This is a genomic window from bacterium, from assembly GCA_019695305.1.
GTDB lineage: Bacteria > UBA10199 > UBA10199 > UBA10199 > JAIBAG01 > JAIBAG01.
In genome coordinates this window covers 32,417-51,978 of sequence record JAIBAG010000017.1, presented here as the reverse complement: position 1 = coordinate 51,978, position 19,562 = coordinate 32,417, and the positions used below count along the sequence as shown (strand labels likewise).

General features: G+C 42.0%; 17 protein-coding genes. 16 read left to right on the top strand and 1 reads right to left on the bottom strand.

Annotation, left to right across the window (positions count from 1 at the left end):
• Positions 1-81: 81 nt before the first annotated feature.
• The 11 genes from K1X76_08830 (at position 82) to K1X76_08780 (ending at position 14,495) form a co-directional block, all read left to right on the top strand.
• Positions 82-1,689, top strand: a complete 1,608-nt coding sequence (locus tag K1X76_08830) for a radical SAM protein (protein MBX7149179.1) — start codon at positions 82-84, stop codon at positions 1,687-1,689.
• On the top strand, positions 1,622-2,344 hold the full coding sequence (locus tag K1X76_08825; protein ID MBX7149178.1) for an arginyltransferase: 723 nt from the start codon (positions 1,622-1,624) through the stop codon (positions 2,342-2,344). Before K1X76_08830 ends, K1X76_08825 begins: the two co-directional genes overlap by 68 nt.
• A 62-nt stretch (positions 2,345-2,406) precedes the next feature.
• A complete protein-coding gene (locus K1X76_08820; protein MBX7149177.1) occupies positions 2,407-3,312 on the top strand; it encodes a cation diffusion facilitator family transporter in 906 nt (301 codons plus the stop codon).
• A 68-nt stretch (positions 3,313-3,380) separates the two neighbouring features.
• Positions 3,381-3,629, top strand: coding sequence for a twin-arginine translocase TatA/TatE family subunit (locus K1X76_08815; GenBank protein ID MBX7149176.1), 249 nt, complete (start codon positions 3,381-3,383; stop codon positions 3,627-3,629).
• A complete protein-coding gene (tatC, locus tag K1X76_08810) occupies positions 3,626-4,336 on the top strand; it encodes a twin-arginine translocase subunit TatC (protein MBX7149175.1) in 711 nt (236 codons plus the stop codon). Before K1X76_08815 ends, tatC begins: the two co-directional genes overlap by 4 nt.
• Entirely contained in the window at positions 4,337-5,251 is a 915-nt protein-coding gene (gene nadA, locus K1X76_08805) for a quinolinate synthase NadA (GenBank protein ID MBX7149174.1), read from the top strand.
• 163 nt (positions 5,252-5,414) lie between these two features.
• Positions 5,415-12,332, top strand: coding sequence for a hypothetical protein (locus tag K1X76_08800; protein ID MBX7149173.1), 6,918 nt, complete (start codon positions 5,415-5,417; stop codon positions 12,330-12,332).
• Between the two features lie 52 nt (positions 12,333-12,384).
• Positions 12,385-12,786, top strand: coding sequence for a PilZ domain-containing protein (locus K1X76_08795; protein MBX7149172.1), 402 nt, complete (start codon positions 12,385-12,387; stop codon positions 12,784-12,786).
• 54 nt (positions 12,787-12,840) lie between these two features.
• Positions 12,841-13,116: a 4a-hydroxytetrahydrobiopterin dehydratase gene (locus K1X76_08790; GenBank protein ID MBX7149171.1), complete on the top strand. Its 276-nt coding sequence runs from the start codon at positions 12,841-12,843 to the stop codon at positions 13,114-13,116.
• Between the two features lie 15 nt (positions 13,117-13,131).
• The gene (locus K1X76_08785; GenBank protein MBX7149170.1) at positions 13,132-13,764 is read left to right on the top strand and encodes a class I SAM-dependent methyltransferase; all 633 of its coding nucleotides are present in this window, start codon (positions 13,132-13,134) and stop codon (positions 13,762-13,764) included.
• Positions 13,761-14,495: a ZIP family metal transporter gene (locus tag K1X76_08780; GenBank protein ID MBX7149169.1), complete on the top strand. Its 735-nt coding sequence runs from the start codon at positions 13,761-13,763 to the stop codon at positions 14,493-14,495. The genes K1X76_08785 and K1X76_08780 overlap by 4 nt, the downstream gene beginning before the upstream one ends.
• A 1-nt stretch (position 14,496) precedes the next feature.
• On the opposite strand, the gene K1X76_08775 is transcribed toward K1X76_08780, so the two are convergent.
• The gene (locus K1X76_08775; GenBank protein MBX7149168.1) at positions 14,497-14,865 is read right to left on the bottom strand and encodes a PilZ domain-containing protein; all 369 of its coding nucleotides are present in this window, start codon (positions 14,863-14,865) and stop codon (positions 14,497-14,499) included.
• Positions 14,866-15,150: 285 nt separating this feature from the next.
• Here K1X76_08775 and K1X76_08770 point away from each other — a divergent pair, with 285 nt between their 5' ends.
• From K1X76_08770 to K1X76_08750, 5 genes are read left to right on the top strand one after another with little or no spacing between them, the layout of a single operon-like run.
• Complete coding sequence (locus K1X76_08770) at positions 15,151-16,173, top strand: NAD(P)-dependent glycerol-3-phosphate dehydrogenase (GenBank protein ID MBX7149167.1); 1,023 nt, start codon at positions 15,151-15,153, stop codon at positions 16,171-16,173.
• Between the two features lies 1 nt (position 16,174).
• A complete protein-coding gene (locus tag K1X76_08765) occupies positions 16,175-16,936 on the top strand; it encodes an SDR family oxidoreductase (GenBank protein ID MBX7149166.1) in 762 nt (253 codons plus the stop codon).
• Positions 16,936-17,337 (top strand): hypothetical protein, encoded by a 402-nt coding sequence (locus tag K1X76_08760; protein MBX7149165.1) that lies wholly within the window; start codon positions 16,936-16,938, stop codon positions 17,335-17,337. The genes K1X76_08765 and K1X76_08760 overlap by 1 nt, the downstream gene beginning before the upstream one ends.
• Before the next feature lie 2 nt (positions 17,338-17,339).
• The gene (locus K1X76_08755; GenBank protein MBX7149164.1) at positions 17,340-18,851 is read left to right on the top strand and encodes a GMC family oxidoreductase; all 1,512 of its coding nucleotides are present in this window, start codon (positions 17,340-17,342) and stop codon (positions 18,849-18,851) included.
• On the top strand, positions 18,848-19,474 hold the full coding sequence (locus K1X76_08750; GenBank protein MBX7149163.1) for a DedA family protein: 627 nt from the start codon (positions 18,848-18,850) through the stop codon (positions 19,472-19,474). The genes K1X76_08755 and K1X76_08750 overlap by 4 nt, the downstream gene beginning before the upstream one ends.
• The last annotated feature ends 88 nt before the right edge of the window (positions 19,475-19,562 follow it).

Genomic DNA, 19,562 nt, shown 5'->3' with positions numbered 1-19,562 from the left:
CCTAATTTTTGAGCAATTTCTTTTAATTCGGTCATAGATAATTTACTTTACATTCCTTCTTCTACATTTCAAGAATAATCCATGGCCAAACTGCTCCTTATTCAGCCGCCTGTCCAAGATTTTTACGATACCGACGTACGCTTGCAACCCATTGGCCTTAGTTTTTTAAAAGCAGCACTTCACAAGCATTTGCCCATGCTTACTGTTAAAATTATTGATGCACATCATGGGCATGGCAAAAAAACAATCCCCGTTCCCAAAGAACTTGCTTATCTTAAAGACTACTACGCTCATCCCGATAAAAGTCCGTTTTGTACTTTTCATCACTACTATCATTTTGGGGCTTCGTTTGAACAAATTGCCAGTTGGATTAAAAAAGAAAAACCCGATGTGGTGGGGATCTCTTGCTTGTTTTCGCCTTACTACCGCGAAGCACTAGAAGTTGCGTGTGTGGTAAAAAGTGTGGCTAATATTCCCGTCATCGTGGGAGGCTCGCATGTGTCGGCGCATCCGCAAAGCATGATAGAAAGCCCGTATGTTGATTTTGCCATTACCGGCGAAGGAGAAAAACCGCTGGTTGAATGGATGAAAGTTTTTTTAGAGGGATCTTCTGATTATTCGTGCGTTCCCAATTTAATTTATAAGCAAGACGGACAAGTCATCACTAATCAAAAAGCAGATAATTATCTGCTCGATGAAATTCCCATGCCCGATTTATCTGATTTTAATCCGGCCACCTATCGTTACGGTAAAAAACCCATGGCCTTTGTGATTACCTCGCGCTCGTGCCCGCACCGCTGCTCGTTTTGCTCGGTTCATCAAACTTTTGGTTTTTCGTATCGCCGCCGGAGTGTGCCACTCGTTTTAGAAGAGATACAAGCTCGCTATCATCAAGGCTATCGCGTATTTGATTTTGAAGACGATAATCTGACCTTTTATAAAAAAGAAATGAAGGAATTGCTGCTGGGGATTATGCGTCTTTTTCCTAAAAAAGATGTGGAACTGGTGGCTATGAACGGGATTTCGTATTTAAGTTTAGATGACGAACTGTTGGGCCTTATGAAAGAAGCCGGGTTTACGCATCTTAATTTGGCGCTTGTTAGTTCCGATAAAAGTGTGCGCGAAACGACCAAGCGTCCGCACACGCTAGAAAAATATCTAGCCATTGTAGAAAAAGCACATGCCTTGGGGCTCAAAATTACCTCGTATCAAATTTTGGGATTGCCCAGTGAAACTCTTGATTCCATGATTCAAACACTTTCGTTTAATGCCAAACTTCCTGTTTTGCTGGGGGCTTCTCCCTTTTATTTAACTCCCAATGCGCCGCTGGCGCGCGAGCTTAATATCACTTCTGGCGCTAATGATATTTTTAAAGCCCGGCTTACAGCGTTTGCCACACCGTCGCCTCATTTTACACAGGATGATATTTATACCTTGTTTGTAACCACCCGCATTCTCAATTTTATGAAGGGTGAGCGGGTTGGAACTCGCTACGAACGCGGTAAAATGTTGCTGTCTCGCCTCCTTGCCGAAAAAACACTTTTTGCCGATACGCCTTTAGGTTTTCAACCAAACACCAAATTTAAGTATGACGTTTTTAAGCGTGTGTGGGATACTCTGTATGATGGACAAACACAAACTCAAGGCCGTGCGCGAGATTGTACAGGGAATGAAATTAACGCCCGGTAAAGGCCATCCGTGTTCTTATATTGCTCAAAATTGGTCTAAAGAAATAGCTTTTAAGGCCGATATGCTGCCACCCGGTGTTTATCATTGCTTGATGGATTTGGGATTTAGACGTAGTGGCGATATTTTTTATAAACCCGTGTGTTCGGCCTGCACGGCCTGCCGGCCCATTCGGATTCCGGTAGATCAGTTCACACCCGATCGTACACAAAGTCGCATTTTTAAAAAAAATAGGGATATTGATGTACAATTAGTGCCGCCCAATCCTACACATCAAAAATATGAATTGTATAAAAAATATATTGTTTCCCGCCATTCCGAAAAGCCCATGAGCGCCGATTATGATGACTTTGTGGCTTTTTTGTATGGAAGCCCTATTGAAACGCGTGAATTAGAAATGTGGCTAGATGGAAAATTGATAGGTGTGGGTATTTTAGACTTGGAACCCGAAGCCGTAAGTGCTGTTTATTTTTATTACGATTTAGAGTACGAAAAGCGTAGTTTGGGCACCTATAATATTCTTTGGGGTATTGAGTACACGCGGCGCAACCGTGTTCCCTATTATTATATGGGGTATTATGTGGAAGAATGTCGCAAAATGAATTATAAAACACGTTTTGAACCTTACGAAATTTTAGAGCCTAGCAAATTAGATTGATGCATTTTTGAGAAATCTATTAGAGTCTTATCCCGTTTATCGGGGTTGGAAAATATAAACTTATGAAAGGCCATGCCCATTTTACAAATTACGACAAGCAAGTGATGCGCGTGCTTTTTTACACGCTGTGGCTTAATTTGGCTGTGAGTTTGGCCAAACTTTTTTACGGCATTTATACCCAATCACTAAGCCTTGAGTCGGATGGATTTCATTCTCTATTTGATACCGCGTCTAACGTGGTGGGTTTGGTGAGTATTTATTTTGCCTCAAAACCAGCCGACGACAAACATCCCTACGGGCATCGTAAAATTGAAACCTTAGCGTCCATGGGCATTGCCTTCATGTTGTTTTTAACATGCTACGAAATTTTAACCGATTTATATGAGCGTTATTATCACCCCGTTGTGCCCCATGTAGATGTGTTGAGTTTTGCCATTATGATAGTAACATTAGCAATTAATTTTGGTGTGTCACGTTACGAAAAAAGAAAAGGGCACGAGCTAAGAAGTGAAATTTTGCATGCCGATGCGGCTCACACGCATACCGATGTTTTGGTTTCTATTTCTGTAATGGCTTCTTTTGTGGGTGTTTTGCTCCATTGGGTATGGATTGATTTAGTGGTAGCTTTTTTTATTGTGCTGGTCATTGTTCATGCAGGCTACGAAATTATTGTGCATAGCTTAAGTTCGCTTTTAGACGAGCAATTTATTGATCCAAAAGAAATAGAGACTATGGTGATGAGCGTGCCAGAGGTAGAAGGATGCCATAAAATACGCAGCCGCGGCACATTGGGAAAAGTTTTTGTAGATTTGCATATTTATGTGCATCCTCTCATGACACTTGAAAAGGCACATTCTTTAACCCATGTGGTGATTGATACTATTAAAAAGCAAAAGCCCGAAATACAGGATGTTCTCATTCATACCGAACCCTCTTTTAGAACCGACGGCGTTACCGATGACCGCTAAATTTACGCTCTTGTGCCCTTTGTAAAAATATTCTAGACCTCTCGTCGTATCATATTAAAGAGGTGCTTATGTTTAACATGGGTGGGGGCGAGTTAATTGTGGTGGGTATTTTAGCCCTTATTTTAATTCCGCCCGAAAAATTACCTGGAGTGGCAACTAAACTGGGGCGTTATGTGCGCACTATTCAGCGCTCGCTTGAAGAAGTAAAAGGTAGTTTTAAAGATGGTTTAAAAGCTGATAATGCGCCTCCTGTAAAGCGCCCCGAAATTCCTCCTCAAAATACGTCTCAAAATTCTACCGAGGGAGATAAAGCATGACGGTTGTGGAACATTTAACCGAATTACGCAATCGAGTGGTGCGGTCATTTTTGTTTATTGCAGCGGGTGCCGTTGTTAGTCTTATCTTTTGTAAAGATATTTATCATGCCTTGCAAGTGCCCATGCTCAAGGCGCTTCCGCCCGAAAGTCATTTTATTGTAACCAGTCCATTTGAATCGTATGTGGCTTATTTTAAAATTGCCCTTGTTGCAGGGCTTTTTATTGCATCGCCTTTTGTGTTTTATCAAATTTGGCGTTTTGTGTTGCCGGGTTTAAAAGATAACGAAAAAAAAATGGTGTTCCCGTTTGCATTGTTGTCGGGAGTTTTGTTTACGGGTGGAGCACTCTTTGGCTATTTTGTGGTTTTTCCTGCTGGCTTTTATTATGTGAATGCCATTTTAGATGGAACGGGCATTGTGATGTTGCCCCGTATGGAAGATTATTTGGGGGTAGCGTTAACCTTGCTGGTTGCTTTTGGAGTATGTTTTGAACTGCCTCTTTTTATTTTTTTACTGGGCAAATTGGGCATTTTAACCTCGGCCCATATTAAAGCTTACAGACGTTATGTGATTGTTATTTTGTTTGTGGTGGCCGCTGTGTTAACTCCCGGCCCCGATGTGATCTCGCAAGTGTTATTGGCGCTTCCTATGTGGATTTTATTTGAGGCCGGCGGGCTTAGTTTAAAATTGATTAAACATAAAAATTAAATGTTTGAAGAAATTAAAAAATTAAAAAAAGAAAAAAACGCGCTCATTATTGCGCATTATTATCAAGACGGCGAAATTCAGGATTTGGCCGATTATGTGGGCGATAGCTACGGCATGGCGCTTTACGCCAATAAGCAAAAAAATCCCATTGTAGTGGTGTGTGGCGTAAAATTTATGGCCGAAACCATCAAGGTTTATAATATGGAAAAAAAGGTTCTTTTGCCTGATGTTAATGCCGGTTGCTCGTTAGCCGATTCGTGCACGCCACCCGTGTTTGAGCATTTTAAACAAAAGCATCCCGGAAGTTTTGTGATGACTTATGTTAATTCAAGCCTTGAAGTAAAAGCTTTAAGCGATGTAATTTGTACCTCGGCCAATGCTGTTAAAATTGCGAGTAAAGTTCCGCAAAATCAAAAAATACTTTTTGGACCCGATCAACATTTGGGGCGCCATGTGGCTAAAAAGTTGGGGCGCGATATGGTGATGTTTCCGGGTAGCTGTTTTGTGCACATGTCGTTTAATGTTAAAGAAATTTTACGTTTAAAATTAGAGCATCCGTTAGCTAAAATTGTGGCGCATCCCGAGTGCGAAGAACAACTGTTAAACATGGCCGATTTTATTGGTTCTACCAGTCAGCTTTTGGAATTTACGCAAAAGGATGAAGCAAAAACTTTTATTGTGCTCACCGAAGCGGGTATTGAGCATCAGATGAAAAAATTAAGCCCTCAAAAAACTTTTATTATGGGTCCCGATTTGGATGGTTGTGCCTGTAATAATTGCCCGCACATGAAGCTTAATACCTTAGAAAAACTTTACGATTGCTTAAAAAACGAAAGCCCCGAAATTCATATTGAGCCTAGCCTTGCCGCCCGCGCACTTATCCCCTTAAACCGCATGATTGAGATGGCTGCTTAAAATTTTTGCCTATTAAAGCTTTTTTGACGCTATCAAGTCTCTTGATGGGCTTTGTATGCATTTAAGTTATTGAAATTACAGTGTTTTATTTTAATAAAAACGGGCGTTTTGGGCATCCTTTTTGCTGATAAATCCTTTGAATCCAATAAGTTGAAAGAGCTTTATGGCACCCATACCACCACCTGGGCGTGGCGCATTGGAAATACCTCTGGAAGTTTCGGGAGCGGCAGAAACGCCGCAAGGTACTGGTGCGTCTTCTCAAGTTCCGCTTGATTCATTAGTTCCGCATTCCACATCGCAAGAAGTTATCCCTTTACGTCATCCTCTTTTTGTTGATTCTCCAGGTTTTGATTTTGCCCCATCTTTGGAATGGGCTGATGTGCCCCAAAATTTTAAAAATATTTTTAAAAAAATTCCTAAAGAATATTTGCCGTCTGAACAAACTCAAATTTTTTATTATGAGTCTTTTGTTTATCGTTTGCTGGAACAAAAACAATCTTTCTCATCCATAGATTCTCAAATAGCCGAAGCCTCACGTTCTATTGGTCGCTTGTGCGATATCATCCGTTATTTGGAAGTTACTTTAAAAATACCCGTTGAGAATAAAGATACAATTTTTGAAAACGCTCTTGTATGCGCACTTAATGGCGAGTGTAGCCAAGTAGATGCGATGTCGTCAGGTTTAGATAATGAAGCGTTTAAAGCTCAAATTAAAAGTGAAGCCGGTAAAATGGAACGCTATGCGCAAAAGAAAGCCGAACTAGAAGTAAGCCTGCCGCTTCTTGCCAGGCAAAAAGAAAGTTTTTATGAAGAGATTCATGGTCTCAATACACAAAACTCGGTTGCTTATAATCCGTGGGTTACTAGTAACGATGAACCAGTGGCAGCACGCATAGAAGCAATTCGGGCCATTACGGTAGCCGAACAAACAGCGTATGGTAATATAGAGGCCCTTGATGCCGATATAAACAAGAGTGCTCAAAGCATTGCATTAAATACCTATAAAATTTTGGTTGGTTTAAAGAATAGTGGTGTAGTGGATGAGGCTACACTCAATGATTTTTTAGCGCGTTTGGGAGATAGCCCAGCGCAAGTGCCCCCTAAGCTTTTACCAAAAGTACAGTTGGCAAGAATATGGATGGCATCTCATGCGTCTGTTGGTAGTTTTGATAACTTGTTTTACACGGGTAAACATGAAGCAGCTCTTGATGAATCTCTAAAAAATCTTATCCCTCTTTTAGCCTACGAAGTTTATCAAAAAGGTGACGATATTCAAATGACGGGCAGCATGGTGCTTGTGGGCGAACACTATCGTCATAAAGATGCCCCTGAAATTGTACGACATCCTCCCGCCGGATGGATTCCATTTCAGGCCGGGACCAATTTAAAATCTCCGTCATCATGGTTTTTTGTTGAAAAAAATGATTTAACCTTCACTGTTTTTAAACTGAGCGAAACAGGAAAACCGGAAAAATATGTAAGTTTTGATGATAGAACCATGTCCCAGTTAGACGCTAAAAGTGAAGATTTTTTGCAAGATGTTTTGCGGGTTGTTTCTACAAACCCCTCACTTCAAAAAATACAAGAGTGGGGAAAAAGGGCGCAGCCTTTGGTGGAGCCGCTTATGGCCTTGATGGAAGCCGGAGCCAGCGGGCGCAATACCCAATATTATGTAGACGTGGTTAAAGAAGCAGCACAAAAACTAAAAGATTTTATCAGGAGTAACCGTGCAGAAATGACGCAGGTGTTTGCGGATGCACAAGGTTTAGTTTCTCTTATTCAGTCGTTATCGTTTTGTTCCGGATATAATTCTGAAACCGGAGAGGTGCTCAGTTTATTTTGTAAAAGGCTTGAAGGCGTTACCGATATTATCGGTAAAATGGATGCTTTTTGTGATGAAGTATTAAGCCCCACGTTTTATGCCGATACCTTTGATAACTGGTTTGCCAACGATGGGATGCAAATTGTGGGAGGGCTTATTGGTGGTGTGGCGGCGGCTACAGGTGTGGGTGGTATTATTGGAGGTGCAGCACTGGCAACATCAAGAGGTCAAATGATTTTGGCCTTAGCCAGTGGCGTGGGTGGGGTAATGGGCGTTGAGGGCGCGCGCTATTTTTCGGGACATGTTTTAACGCATGGAGCGGGTACCGGAGTAAAAGCCGATTTTGAAACCTTAAGCGGCCCCGATTTGATGTATAACTATGCATTTCAAACGGGAGCATCGGCCTTAAGCACATTTTTATTTTTGCGTTTGGGAAATCTTTTGGCCACTAAAGCCATTACCTGGAATGAATCCAGTAACCGTGCACTCAAGCTTTTGGGGCAATCCATTCTTAAGACTTCATCTAAAATGCACGGGGTTTTTGAATCTCTCAAATTTTTCGATAAAACAGCCATTGGAAAATTTTTAGATGAGTTGATTGAGGAATCTTTGCAAAGTGCTGTGGAAGCGGCATTAAACGGGAACACGTTTACTCAACCCTTAGGCACATTATGGAGTATTTTAACCTGTTCCCATGCGCCGCGTGCCTTGCCCGGTTCGCCCACGGTGTATAAGGCAACACGTACTGGTAATGTGTTGGAAGTGGAGTTTGAATTTACGGAAGGAGCCGATCAAGATATTGTTGGCCCAGGACATTTGTTTGAAGATGAATTAGCAAGTGTGTACCGTGGGCAGGGTGATTTTACATTAACGCATGAGGGAGATAACTATGTTATTACGCAGGTACTAAGTGGACGCACTATCCGTCATGTGTATAAGCCAAGCAAAACGCCGGCTATATTGCGCGAAGCTATTTCCCGTGCCCGTGTTGGTGATGGCGATATCGATAGCGAAACCCCGCTAGAATTTTTGGAGAATAAATGGGGAATTACTGGTGAAATGTATACTCCTCCACGTTCCCGTTTTACCTTGGTGCGAGCAGGTCAAAACTATACGACTCCAGCAGATATAGAACCTTACTTTCGTTTAAAGCTAGATCCCAAACATAAATGGTCGCTTACCTCGGAGTTTTTACGAAAAAAAATGGGCTTTACCATTTTGCCGGCCGAGGTGGGCGAAACAGAAACCATTTTTACGCTCACACGCGGTGAAGACAGTATTACCATTGTAGTGCCCAACAGCGCGCTTGATATTGTGCATCGTGCCGATGGAGGGCGTGAACTGGCAGCCGTTACCGAAGGTCAAAGTTTGTTTGATGTGCAAGATTTTCTGGGTCATTTGGGCCAAGTGGGTACAACGGGTGCTTTAAGCCGGCCCCTGTGCAAATGGCTCCATATGCGGGGCGATTTTTTAACGCTTATGCAAATGGCGCAAAGCGGGAATGAGCAAGCAATGGTTGAATTAAGTGCGGCCGCTGGCCGTACCGATGGTTATGGGAGGCAGGCCCGTTATGCTTTAGGGCATTATTATCAGGTGTTGCGGCCGCAACCCTACGAGCCACCCGTTGCGCCACCGGGAAATTTTAATCAAAGCCGCCTGGCCTATCAAAACGGGCGTATACAAAGTGAAATGGCAGCATTATCAGGGCCGCAAGATGAAGTATTGTTTTTTGAAAATAATTATCTGCCCCGCTTCATGGCCGACTATGTAGATGTAGCTAAAGAATATCATACAACAAACGGACAAAAACTTTATTTTACGGGACGGGTTTTAGACGTTGATAATTTTACAACAACTTTTGAAGCTGTGGTTGTTGATAAGGAGGGAAATAAACAAAATGTATGGGTAGTGCTTATTACTCACGGGGTGTCTGTTGATGAGAATATTCTTTTGGATGCCGAAGATGCCCGGCGTGCAATGCCGCCTCATGGCATTGATCGTGTTACAGCTGAAAATGGATTAGAGGCTGCTATTTATGACGTAGCCCCGCCTCGTTTGCCTGATGTTCCAGAAGATACAGAAAATTTAAACCAAACTGATGAAACAAGCTCATTGGCCGAAACCTTGCCCGATGGTGATGTGGCGGGCTTTAGGCCTGTTTTAGAAGGTGCGCGTACTCCGCTGGTATCAATTGCCGATAAAGTGCCCTCTCTTGAAAGGGCGCGTAGTCGTGTGGCTCAAATAGATCGTCTGTTGCTGATTGCATCGTCTCAACCCGGCGTTGAGAGTTCAGTAACTGAGCGCTTAGAACAAGAAAGGGCTCATTTAGAGTGGGCTATTGAGTTTGCAAAGGAGCATGATGGTTTTATTTTTGATGATGGCCGTGTGGCATTAATGGATGGAGTAATTGGAAAAATAGTTAAAGAAAATGACAGTTTTGTTTTTATTCCCATGGTTCATCAAGCGCACGGTGAAAGAGTTAAAATTTATCCCGGCCATGGTGCTACTATGATTTTTTTGGATCATATGGTGGAAGAGTACGTAGGACGCAATGCAACTTTTGAAATTTTTTGGGAGAGCAATACTTATTACGGACTCACAAGCCCCGATGGCGATGAAGTGTGTGTGATGTGTGATGCGAGTGGTTTGGTGTATGTGGGGAAACGGGAAAATGGTTCGTTTCTATTAAAGCCAAGTCGTGGTTCGGAATCTGGCCATATTGTAGAAAAAAATGACGATAACAGGGCTACTGTTTTATTTTTTGAGAGAGAGTTTTACATTGAGCCAGAAATTATTAAAAATAACGATGCCATTTATTATTCTGATAAAAATTCGGGATTGCTTTTTGATGAACAGGGTGCGCCGGTAAGAAATGCTGAGCCCATTCCTTTGGCCCATGATCGTTTTTTATGGAATGGCCGTGTGTTGGTTGAGTTACAAAAGGGTGTTTACACCGACTTGTACACCTACGAAAATAGAGGACGCCATAAGTCTGTTGCTTTTGGCACGGGTAGTTTTTATATAAAAGCCTACGCCCACAACGGAAATTTTGTAGGTTTTGAGCCCTACACTCATTTGCCCCCCAGTGATCCAGTTGAAGGAGCCTACTACTTTGATGGTCGCGCTCTCATGACGGTGAGTACTCCTCATAACATCATGACCAAAGATGATTTTGCAAGCGAACAAGGGGTTTATTTTAAAAAAACCTCGGAGGGATTAGCAGCTTTTTTTGATCCGCATGATATAGATTTACAGAAAAAAATTGTGGAATTGGCCCAAAGTGGCCGTATGCCCTTTATAGTTCATATGCCCCAGTCAATGGGCGGACACATTGTAGCGTCTACCGATTTTGTTTTTAGCGATAGTGAAGGCCAAATTGTTTTTAATAAAAAAGTTATAGAAGACAAGCTAAAGCTAAACCCCAATTTTCTTTTACCGGTTGTTACTTACAACAATGAGGGTGTCCCACAAATTAATTTTATAAACCCCGTATGGCTAAAACGTGAAATCCATATGAGGTATCCCGATGCCACACATGCCTGGCTTAATGGACAGGATTATGAGGTGGTGTATCACAACGATAAAATAATATTAAAGCCCACTCCCTTGCAACAGGCACGCGCTGTGTATGTGAATCTTGATAATCCTGTAAGTTACCAGACTATTCAGTTAACGGCCGCAAATCCGTTTGTGAATGTGGGGCGCAAACATTGGGATATGAGCGATTATTTTTCACGACGCTATAAATATTCTGTGTTGGAAAAATATCCCGCTGTATTTAAAGAAGGGCGCGTAGTACCGCAAAATACTTTTGATTATGCGGGTCATGCCTGGGCATGGCATACAGGTTTTAAGTTTGAGGGGCATGATTATTGTTTGGGCAGTGTTACTGGAACTGATGAAAGCGAAACTCCCGTTACTCTTTTTGTTAAGGGCGATAATGGTGATTGGCAGAAGGTTCAAGATGGTTCTTTTGAATGGGAAGATGAGGATGGAGAATTTTTTAGAATTATTGTTCGTCATGGATATGTATGGGATGTAACAAAACGTATGGTTGGTTATCATATGCATCCAGAACGTTATTTGGGAAGTGATGCCAGCCGCGGATTAGATCCGGCACAGTATGCCATTTTTGTAGAGGACGAAGAACGTGGCGGTGTGCGCATGGCCACCCGTACAGAATTGGAAGAAAGTTTTAACAGCGTACCTCAATTGGCGGATGATTTTTATATAAGGACACCGCCCAGTTCTTATAATAGCGATGCAGAAGCACGAGTGGAGTATAGCAGTAGTCAACTGGTACAAACGGGTAAAAATGGTGTGAGTGGTGATTTGTATGATTATAACAGGGTTAAAATTGATGAACTTGTTCTACATACTTTTTATGTAACGGAAAACGGGCATACCTATACCTACCGTATTTATACACCCAGCGAGGCACGTAACTTAGAGGGTAATCAGTTTTTTATTCCTCAAACCGAAGAGGATGTGTTGCGTTTGCATCGTCATATTCTTGATGTGCTTCCCCCATCTCATCGTTTGATGCTGGATGAAATTGAATATTATGCGGCGCGTGAAATTTATGAAGGCCGCGAGTATGGAGGCATGTATGGTGGAAAACTGCAGAATGTGATGACTCTGTATGGCGAGGTGGGTGAAAACCCGCAAGAATGGAAAAAGGGTTTTTTAAAGCGCATTATTACTCATGAGGTATCGGGCCATGGTTTAGAACGTACAAATCCTGATATTGCTAATCTCATCATGCGTTCATTTGTGTTAGATGGCCGTTCTATGGATTACGGTTATTTAAACCCCTACGAATATTTTGCGGTGTTATCCGAATATTATTTTTACGATAGACCCAAGCTGGCACAGTTTCCACATGGAGCACGTTTATTAGATGCTCTTTACGGCATGCGCGATACCGGGCTTTATTGGTCGGGTTTAGATACTTTAGTGGCACCTAACGATGCTATTCCCGATAGAGTGTTTGAATCAGGGCTCATTGATGGACAATCCAGGAGCTTAATTGAGCTCAATGGTGGCTTAAGCTATGCTCAAATACGTGGTTTATGGACACGCACCCAGGTACAAACCGCCGACCCCGAAGCTGTCGCCCTGGCGCATCAGCTTTTCCCTGAGTTGCAAGGGAATAGGCAGCTTACCGTATTATCGGGTTTAAGATATTTGTTAACTATTATGATGGCCGTACAAGCGGGCTTAAGTGCACGTGAGATGATAGAAGAAAAAATGTTGTAAAAAATCAAAACCTCCTTGCCTCAAAAAAAAACAATCGCTATATATAAAAAAGATGGGAATAGAACAACGCCAGCATACGCGCTTTAATTTTCGCAAACAACACCGTACGGTGCATATTTCGTCTGCAAACGAAATTGTTAAAAATGTTGTTATCTCGCGCAATATGTCTGCTTCTGGTTTTTGCTTTAGAGCCTCGCACCCTTACAAAATTGGCCGCATTATTTTGGTGCATTTAAAAGACGGCCAAATTGAAGATTTAAAAATCAACAAGGCCAAAGTAATTAAAGCCGGAAACTATGTAATGGCAGAGGTTAAATGGAGCGTATTTATCAGCGGCGAGGCTGTTCCTATTTACGAAATTGGCTGTTCGTTTGTAGACCGCACCACTCAAAACAAAGAAGCGCTGGAAACTTTTGTAAAGCTCATCAATATCGACACCGCCGATCGTATTTAATCTGCATTAAAAACCCATTGAAACTTCTGTTTTAATAATCCTATACTGCCTTTTATGGCTAATCTCCCCGAAAATACCGTGCGTTTGGAGTTAAAAAACATACCCGGTTGGGAAATTAAAAACGGTCGATTGTATAAAGAGTATATATTCTCCAATTTTCCAACGGCCATCGTATTTGTAAACCGTTTGGTAAACCCGGCCGAAGATTTAGATCATCATCCTGGGATCTCCATTAATTACAACCGGGTACAATTAGAACTTTATACGCACACAACAGGCGGAATTACCAAAAAGGATTTGGAACTGGCCCGTTTAATTGATCAATTATAAGTTTTTAAAAAGAATATGGTAAAAACAGACGCCCTCCATGCTTTTAAAATGATGAGTCCCTTTAAATCTGGGCTACCAGTGCGTTATTGGGGGCATCGTTTTTTGGATATTCCGGTACTGCTCAACTGGACCAAAATTTCCCGTGGCTCTTCTGTGCTGGAAGTGGGGTGTGGCCAGGGCGACCTGTCACATCATTTATCCAAACGTCTTAAATGCAAACATTATACGGCTATTGATAACGATCCCAAAATGGTGGCCCGGGCCGATTCTAAAACAAAGTCGAATAACTCCATTATTTTTCAGGTGGCCCAGGCCGAAAATTTACCCTTTGAAAAAAATAGTTTTGATCTGGTGATGATTATGGATTTACTCCATCACCTGCCCGATTGGAAAAAAGCCATCCGCGAAGCGCATCGGGTGTTAAAAGATGGCGGCAAATTATGGATACGCGATTACAGCATTGAAACATTTGCGCTTCCGGGTTTGGGTATGGTTTTGCAAAAAGTATTGGAACACCCTTACGACATGATGTTTGACCAAATTGAACTTTTAACTTATCTCAAAAAAAACGGGTTTACCGTTACTCATCAAAACGATGCTACCTGGATGATTATTTTATCGGCTACTAAAAACGGAAAGAAAAAATGAGTTTTTTATCACAGTTTTTTGTTTATGGTATTTTGGCTGTTTCACTGACACTGATCAGTGGTGCTATTCCCCTTTTAAACCGCTGGAAAGATGATCATTTGCACGGCTTTGTGAGTTTTTCGGCCGGTGTATTAATTGCCATTGCCTTTGTATATATGCTGCCCGAAACCATGGAGCATTTACCTGCCGATAAAGCCGGACTTTGTATTTTGGGTTCTTTTTTACTTCTCTTTATCATCGAAAAATTTGTGATGCTGCATCCGTGCGAAGAATCGCATTGTAATTATCACACTGTGGGTCTTACCGCTTTTTTTGGTATGCTTACGCACACTTTTTTTGACGGACTTATTTTGGGAGCTTCTCTTTTGGTGCCGCATTTAGCCCCGCTTGTGTTTTTTGGTATTATGGCACACAAAATTCCATCTAGTTTTGCATTGGGTAGTATTTTGCGCAAGGCTGGGTGGCCTTCTGTTAAAATTATTTTGTTTTTGCTTGTTTTTGGATCGGTTATTCCGGCCGGGGCTTTTACGTCACACTATTTATTAGAAAGCGTACAAGGGCCTGGTGTAGGCATTGCCTTTGCGTTAAGCTTGGGAACATTTTTATATATTTCCACATCCGATTTTTTGCCAGAAGTGCATCGCGCACACAACCGACGTTTTCATAATTTGGTATTCTTTTTAATTGGAATTGTAGTGATGGTAGCGCTTAAGCAGGTAGCTCATCATTAGGCTAATGAACATTGTTTTTAATAAACTTATCAATGGCCATCATATTATCATCGTATAAACCGGTAAATTGAATCCCCACACCTTCAGGGCGGCCTCCAAAAAACGATTTGTTTTGAATACGCGCTACTTCACCAATAAGTTTTACCGGCTTTTGTATGTTAGGAATGCTTAAAATAACTTCCATATCGGTGCGCTCTTTAAGAGCTGCTTTGCCAATGGGCAAAAACAAGCCGCCGCAGCTTAAATTGGTGGCTGTTGTATTAATACGTTTGCCTTCAATGACAATTTCTACGTCTAAACTGGTGTCTAAACGTTCGTAATTGCGGCGTTCTGGTCGTGATAAAATTTGATCGTCTTTGAAGTTGCCCATGTATATTCTCTACAAAAAAAACGCTTGGGCTGTCAAATTTTTAATGTAACATGGTGCGTTAAATACGAGTTTTAATCTTGGAACATTTTGATTTTTTTTAAAATATGAAAGCCATCTATAAAATGACGCTTTCACAAGTTTTGTAAAGATAAGCTATATGCTTGTAGGGTGAAAGCTTATAGGTAGGCTGCATATTTTAAAAAAATCAAAATGTTCCAAGATTAAAACAAGATTTTTTATTATAAGTGTTAAAGAGTTTGTTGGTGTAGAGAGAATAAAGAGGGAATGGTGAAAAAAATAAAAATAGGAATTCTAGGAGCCGGCAGTTTTGGAACGGCTTTATCCTTGGTATTTGGCCGTATGGGACATGATGTACTCCTATGGAGCCGTGATGAAGTCTTATCGAACACCATCAACCAAACATTAGAAAATCCCGAGTATCTTAAAGGCTTTCCACTTAAAGGTGTTAAAGCCACACCCTCATTAAATGATACGGTAGCGCATGCTACTTATCTTATTTCTACCATTCCCACTCAATTTTTGCGCGACATTGTGACGCAAATAAAAGATGTTTTGCCCCAAAAAACTATTTTTATTAACGCCTCCAAAGGTATTGAAAATAAAACCCTGATGTTGCCTTCTCAAATTGTGAGTGATGTATTGGGTGAAAAAATAAAAGAACGTTTTGTGGTGTTAACAGGCCCCACGTTTGCCGAAGAGATAGCTCAAGATTTTCCTACAGCAGCTGTGGTGGCATCTCAAAAATTAGAACTTGCCGAAGAAGTGCAACAAACACTTTCTCATGGTGCGTTTCGTCTTTATGCCGATAGCGATGTCATTGGTTGCGAATTAGGTGGCGCATTAAAAAACGTGATGGCTATTGGTACCGGCATCATCGAGGGCTTGGGCTTGGGCCTTAACACACGCGCGTCCTTTATCACGCGCTGTTTGCATCAAATGACCATGCTGGGTGTTAAAATGGGGGCCGATCCGCTTACATTTTCGGGTTTATCGGGCGTAGGAGACCTTATTTTAACCTGTACGGGCGATTTGTCTCGTAATAGACATGTGGGGGTAGAACTAGGCCGTGGGAAAAAGCTTGATGAAATACTCAAAAATATGACAAGTGTGGCGGAAGGGGTTTATACCACGCAGGCCGTACACGATTTGGCTGCACGCGAAAAAGTGGATATGCCCAATGCCGAAGCGGTTTATAGAATTTTGTACAAAAACTTAACTCCGCAAGAAGCTGTAAGAGGATTACTGGCGCGTGAGTTAAAAGAAGAAAAAGAAGGAATTGAGGAATAATATGATTGATTATGGGATAAAAGGAAAAGTAGCTGTTGTTACCGGTGCTGCTGGTGATGGTTTGGGACGTGCCGATGTGTTGGCGTTAGCTAAATGCGGTGCTAAAATTGCTGTGGTCGACATCAACCCCGCCGATGAAACGGTAAAGCTTGCTAGCGAGCTGGGAGCTACTGCTAAAAGTTACACCTGCGATATTTCTAAAGAAGACCAGGTAAAAGCTGCTATTGAAAAAATCAGATCCGACTTAGGCCCTATCCAAATTTTAGTGAATAATGCATCCATCCTCACCACCGTAGGTAAATTTGAAGATATTCCCACCGAACGCTGGAATCGTGATGTAGAAATTAACACCATGGGAACTGCCAATGTAACGCGTGCGGTATGGCCCGACATGCAAAAAGCGCAGTGGGGTCGTATTGTGATGATGAGCTCTATTGCTGGAACTTATGGCGGATTGGGGCAAAGTAGTTATTCGGCTACAAAAGCCTCGCTTATTGGTTTGGCCAAAACGTTAGCTTTAGAAGGTGCGCGCTTGGGTATTACGGCCAATGTGATTGCGCCGGGTGTTATTAAAAGCCAGATGGCTATGAATGGTTTGCGTGGTGATATGCTTGAAAGAATGAAAAAGGCCACTGCCATGCGTCGGTTTGGTGAATTAAATGAAATTGCCGATACGGTAACATTTTTGTGTTCGCAACAATCCAGCTACGTGACAGGGCAAGTTATTCATGTGGATGGTGGTTTAGGGCTTTTCGTATTTTAATGTCGCTTACCAAAAGACAAAAACTTGTTCTTGAAACACTGCTGCCCTCGACACCGGATGAGAAGCTTAAGCCCGGTATTGAAGATGTGGCGTTTGGCAATTTTTATAAAAATTTTGAGCAAACCTCCATCTGGCAATTTCGTTTTACATTTAAGTTAGCGCTTTTTATTGCGATTTGGATTGCCCCTTTGTTACGCCGTAAAATTCCTCCCATTTCTCTTTATGATGCCCCCGAACGTACCGAAATTTTATATGCGCTCTATAAAGCCCCCATCAATCTTTTTAGGCAATTGATGATTATGCTTAAACTGGTCTCTAGCCTGGCTTACGCACCCGATAGCCGTGTGCGTGAGGCCCTTGGTTACCCGTACAAAGAAAGCTTTGCCAAGCTAGAAGGATAAAAATGTATTTTGACGGCATTAAAGAAAATAAAGATGTCGATTGCGAATTCGACTACGTGATCATTGGCTCCGGTGCGGGTGGTGCTACGGCTGCACGTGTGCTTTCCGAGTTTTCATCCTCCGTTGCTGTTTTAGAAGAAGGCTACAAAGTCGATCGTACCGATTTTTCATCCAACCTTTATCCCATGCTTAAAAAAACCATGCGTCAGATGGGTGGGTTGTTGGTGCATGGCAATATTATATACGCGGTGTTGCAAGGATTGGGTTTGGGTGGCAGTACCATCATCAATAGTGCCATCATGTATCGTATTCCCGATTATATTTTTGATGATTGGGAAAAGCTTTATGGCTTGGGGCATGCGTTTCCCAGGAAAGAGCTGCATCAGTATTGGGATATTCTTGAAAAGGAACTCGATGTAAAAGCTGTTCCAGAAGAAAGTTTGGGCCAAAATAATTTGCTGATGCGCGTGGCTGCCGATAAGCTGGGATGGGAAGCTCAGGTGATGGAGAGAGCGGGAGGGAATTGTCAGGGAGCGTCGCGTTGTTTACTTGGTTGTCCTAACGATGCCAAGCAAGCGCTGCATCTTAACCTTATTCCCTATGCCGAAAAACGCGGGGCTACTTTTTTTACAGGAGCAAAAGTTCGTTCGGTTGTGATGGAGAACGGGCGGGCTGTGGGTGTGAAGGGATCGTTTGTTATTCCGCAGACAAATAGTAAAAAAGGAAATTTTTATATACGCGCAAAAAAAGCGGTGATTGTTTCGGCTTCTGTTATTCAAACTCCGGGAATTTTAAAACGGAGTGGTATTTATAACCGTCATCTTGGTGAACATTTTCAGGCACATCCGGGTTGTGCGTTAACGGCTACTTTTGATAAACCGGTAAACATGTGGTTTGGGGCCATGCAGGGTTACGATATGCATGAGTTTGCCAGATCGGGCCCCTATAAAATTGAGTCTCTGGCCTTTCCACCTGAGATGGGCATGGTGCGGCTTCCCGGTGTGGGGCCAACATGGAAAAAAAGGATTGAAGAATTGCCATATACTGCAAGCTGGGCTGTACAAATGAAAGCCAGTGGGCGTGGACGCGTCAAGGATATCCCGTTTGGTCATGATATAGTTTTTAATTTTTCACAGCAGGATACGGTGAGTATGCGTCAGGGGATTAAAAATTCGGCTATTATGCTATTTGAAGCGGGAGCTAAATCTGTTTCGCTGGGTGTTTATGGTTTGCCCGACGAAGTGTATTCGGTTGATGAACTTAAAATTTTGGATGAGTATCCGCAAAAACCCAGTTACTTTACAGGAACCATGTCGCATCTGTTTGGAACATGCCGCATGAGTAACGATCCCCGTGATGGTGTGGTGGATACTAATTTTAAAGTTCATGGCACGGATAACCTTTATGTGCTCGATGGATCGGTTTTTCCCACGAATACAGGCGTTAATCCCCAGTTGCCAATTATGGGACTTTCGTGGTTAGGAGCAAAGAGAGTCTTGGAAAATACAAAATGAATTTTATCGATATAATACTGCACTTAGATACCCACTTAAACGAATGGATTGCCCTCTTTGGCCCCGGTATTTACCTCATTTTATTTCTTATTGTTTTTTGCGAAACGGGACTTGTTGTTACGCCTTTTTTGCCTGGCGATTCTCTTTTATTTGCGTTGGGAGCCTTATCGGCTACGCCCGATTCAATTTTGTCGCCCTATTCATTGGCCCCGTTACTTATATTAGCTGCTTTATGTGGCGATATTGTAAATTACACCATTGGCCGATGGTCTGGTGAAAGGCTTAAAAGAAGTCGTTTTATTAAAAAGGAATATTTGGAAAAAACAGAACACTTTTATGCCAAGTATGGTGGCAAAACCATTATTTTAGCGCGTTTTATGCCAATTGTGCGCACCTTTGCCCCATTTGTGGCGGGTATGGGGCATATGCATTTTGCCAAGTATTTTTTCTTTTGTGTGGTGGGAGCATTAGCCTGGGTACTAAGTTTTCTTATTTTAGGTTATCACTTTGGAAATATGACGGCCATTAAGGAAAATTTTCATATTGTGATTGTGGCTATTATTATTATATCCATGTTGCCGGGAGTGATAGAATTTATTAAAGCCAAAAGAAAAAGTGTGTAATTAAGTTCCTCCCCTTTGTAAGGGGAGGTCAGGAGGGGTAGTTCTTGTGGCCATCAAGTATTTCCTTAAAGGCGATTCTAAAAATATC